Origin of the sequence: Bradyrhizobium sp. SHOUNA76, assembly GCF_023006445.1 — a bacterium.
Classification (GTDB): Bacteria; Pseudomonadota; Alphaproteobacteria; order Rhizobiales; family Xanthobacteraceae; genus Bradyrhizobium.
Genome location: NZ_JALBHA010000618.1, coordinates 1 through 3,288 on the forward strand (window position 1 = coordinate 1; position 3,288 = coordinate 3,288).

The 3,288-nt window shown below is 64.1% G+C and carries 5 protein-coding genes; 3 read left to right on the forward strand and 2 right to left on the reverse strand.

Going from position 1 to position 3,288, the window contains the following annotated elements:
• From MOV74_RS34445 to MOV74_RS34455, 3 genes are all read left to right on the forward strand, one after another.
• A partial coding sequence (locus tag MOV74_RS34445; RefSeq protein WP_246931425.1) for a PD-(D/E)XK nuclease family protein occupies positions 1-457 on the forward strand: 457 nt, incomplete at its 5' end.
• A 66-nt stretch (positions 458-523) separates the two neighbouring features.
• Positions 524-844, forward strand: a complete 321-nt coding sequence (gene trxA, locus MOV74_RS34450) for a thioredoxin (protein ID WP_007598398.1) — start codon at positions 524-526, stop codon at positions 842-844.
• A gap of 144 nt (positions 845-988) precedes the next feature.
• Positions 989-1,996 (forward strand): ATP-dependent DNA ligase, encoded by a 1,008-nt coding sequence (locus MOV74_RS34455; protein ID WP_246931427.1) that lies wholly within the window; start codon positions 989-991, stop codon positions 1,994-1,996.
• Between the two features lie 94 nt (positions 1,997-2,090).
• Here the strand turns inward: MOV74_RS34455 and MOV74_RS34460 are convergent, their stop codons facing one another.
• Together MOV74_RS34460 and MOV74_RS34465 are read right to left on the reverse strand one after the other, a co-directional pair.
• Entirely contained in the window at positions 2,091-2,831 is a 741-nt protein-coding gene (locus MOV74_RS34460; RefSeq protein WP_246931426.1) for a metallophosphoesterase, read from the reverse strand.
• Positions 2,832-2,965: 134 nt separating this feature from the next.
• The coding region (locus tag MOV74_RS34465) for a glutamate ligase domain-containing protein (protein ID WP_404979222.1) at positions 2,966-3,288 on the reverse strand (323 nt) is incomplete at its 5' end.

Sequence of the window (3,288 nt, forward strand, 5' to 3'; positions counted from 1 at the left end):
CAACGCCGCGGACTGGCCGGAAGCCGATCGCGCCGCTTTGGCAGACAAGGTGCTGGCCCTGATCACCGAACCGCGTTTTGCGCCGGTCTTCGCGGCCGGCAGCCGGGCCGAGGTCGCCATTGTCGGCAAATTGGAGCGGCCGGGCCGCACGCCGGCGCTGGTGTCGGGGCAGATCGACCGGCTGGTCGTACGTCCGGATGAAGTTTTGATCATCGATTTCAAGACCAACCAGGCCGCGCCCAAAAGCGCGGCTGAGGCCCCCACCGCCTATGTCCGGCAGCTTGCGCTGTACCGGGCGGTGCTATCGCGGCTTTATCCCCAAAAGCCCGTCAGGGCCGTCCTGCTCTGGACCGAGGCCCTTGAATATATGGAGATTTCAGCCCCCGCGCTGGACGCGACGCTGGCATCCCTTCATCTCGGCGTGAGCGTCCTTGACCCGGCAAGGAGCCGTTCATAGGTTGACCGCATGATCCCGGGCGCGATTCCCGTCGCGCCGATTCTTTCAACCGAACGAGGTACTCCCATGGCCGTTGGCAAGGTTTCCGATACCGATTTCGAAGCCGAAGTGCTCAAGGCAAACGGCCCCGTGGTCGTCGATTTCTGGGCCGAGTGGTGTGGCCCCTGCCGCATGATCGCACCTGCACTCGACGAGATCGCCGGCGCGATGGGCGACAAGGTCAAGATCGTGAAGCTCAATGTCGACGAGAGCCCCAAGACTGCGTCCAAGTATGGCGTGATGTCGATCCCGACCTTGATGATCTTCAAGGGCGGCGAGATGGCCTCCCGTCAGGTCGGCGCCGCGCCTAAGGCGAAGCTGCAGCAGTGGATCACCTCCGCGGTCTGATTCAGCTCACTTCAATTATTTTCGACAACGGCCGGCGAAATGCCGGCCGTTCTGCGTTGATGGGACGTGTACAGCGTATGACGAGTCCCGCCCTTGCCAGCCCCTCCCCGAAAGCGCGACCGCAAACCCGCCTCTCTCGTCGCGATGGAGGCGCGTTCGGTCGACGAGATCCCGCGCGGCAAGGAATGGCAGTACGAGCCGAAATGGGATGGCTTTCGCGGCCTGCTGTCGCGCAACGGCGGTGACGTCGATCTACGCTCGAAGTCCGGCGAGGATCTCGCGCGCTATTTCCCCGAGATCGTCGCCGCCGCCTTGAGGCTGAAGGCGGATCGCTTCACGCTCGACGGCGAGATCGTCGTGCCGCAGGGCAAGAGCTTTTCCTTCGACGCCCTCCTGCAACGCATTCATCCGGCGGCGAGCCGTGTGAAGAAACTCTCGGAGGAGACGCCGTCGCTGTACCTCGCCTTCGATCTGCTCGCGACGTCCCGGGAGAAAGGTCTGGCTGAGAAGACGATGAGCGAGCGCCGGCCGGCACTGGACGCTTTTGCGAAAGCCAGTCTCAAAGGCAGTCTTTTCCGCCTTTCACCATGGACAACGAGCTACGCCACGGCCAAAAAATGGCTGGCGCAATCCGGCGGCGGCTCGGACGGTGTCATCGCCAAGCGCATCGACCTGCCCTATCAGGCCGGAAATCGCGACGGCATGCAGAAGATCAAGAAATTCCGCAGCGCCGATTGCGTCGTCGGCGGCTTCCGCTATGCCACCAACAAGATCGCGGGCCGGAAAGTCGTCGGCTCACTGCTGCTCGGACTCTACGACGATGAAGGTCTCCTGCACCATGTCGGCTTCACCTCGGCGATCAAGGCCGAACAGAAACCGGCATTGACCGACCGCCTGGAGGCGCTGATCGGCGAACCCGGCTTCACCGGAAACGCGCCGGGCGGGCCAAGCCGCTGGTCCACCGAGCGCTCCGCGAAATGGTGTCCGCTCAAGCCGAAGCTGGCGATCGAAGTCTGCTACGACCATTTCAGCGGCGAACGTTTCCGCCACGGCACCTCGATCCTGCGCTGGCGCCCGGACAAGGCGGCGCGGCAATGCACCTTCGAGCAGCTGAAGCAGAAGGTCGCCGACCCAATGAAGCTGTTGAAGTGAGCGTAGCCGTAGCCCGGATGGAGCGCAGCGCAATCCGGGGCCGGCATCGCTCGTTGCGCTGCGCTCCATCCGGGCTACGAAGCAGAAAAAACGTCTACTTGATCCATCCCGTCGCGAGCGCGTTCGCCAACTCAGGCTGACCGTTGCGCCGCGCCAGTGCGGCCATCGCCTCATGATCATATGCGACGTGGCGGAACGTCACCTGCCAGGCTCCATTCGCTAGGTGGAGAATCGCATAACGCGCGTGCGGCGTGCCCGCCTCCACCACATGCGGATAGGGATGCTTGTCACGATACCCAGGGCTGCCGACGCTGCCGGGGTTGACGATCAAGCGACCGTCGCGAAGTCGCACGGCGCGGGCGAGATGGGTGTGAGCACAGAGGATCAGCGATTGCGTGATGCCGCGCGCGAATTGCTCGATGCGGTCCAGCGGCGACTGCGCCACCACACCGTCGGGATGCACGGTGTCGAGCCAATAGACTTCGTCATTATCAGGCGTCGCGTGGCAGAGGAACACCTGGTCACGAAAGACCCGCGTCATCGGCTGGGCCCGCAGCCAGTCAAGCTGCGCGACGCTGAGCGCTGCATGGGCAGGACGATCCCAGGAGCCCATCTTCTCAGGCGGACGGTCGAGCAGATAGCGGTCGTGGTTGCCGAGCACGTGCACGGCGTCGAGCGTCATCAGGATTTCGATGGTCCTGTGCGCATCGAGCGGACCACTCAGCATGTCGCCGAGATTGACGATGTCTATGATGCCGTGAGCGCGGATGTCGGCGAGGACAGCTTCCAGCGCGAGGTAATTCCCGTGGACGTCGGCAATGGCGGCGAAACGCATGGGCTCTCTCTTCCGTGCCCCGGACGCGGCCAGCGCTTCTTCAGCGGTGCGCTGCAGAGCCGGGGCCCATATCGCGGCATTCTGGGTCCCGGATCAGCGCTCCGCTTCGCTGCGCTTGTCCGGGACAAGAGAAATCATGCAGGAGGCGTGCCGTTGATCGCCAGCACATGGCCGGCCAGATACAGCGAGCCGGTGATCAGGATGCGCGGCGGCACCTCGTAGGCGAGCTTCGCCAAGGCGCGCAATGCGGCCTCGACGCCCGAGACGGTCTCGACGCGCATGCCGAGGCTGCGCGCGGCGTCGGCGAGGCGATCGACCGGCATCGCGTTCTCGGTATCAGGAATCGGCACCGCGATGATGTGACGGGTGAGACCGGCAAAATTGGCGAGAAAGCCCTGCGCATCCTTGTTGGCCATCATGCCCGCGATGACGACGAGCGGCCGCGACACCCGCTCTT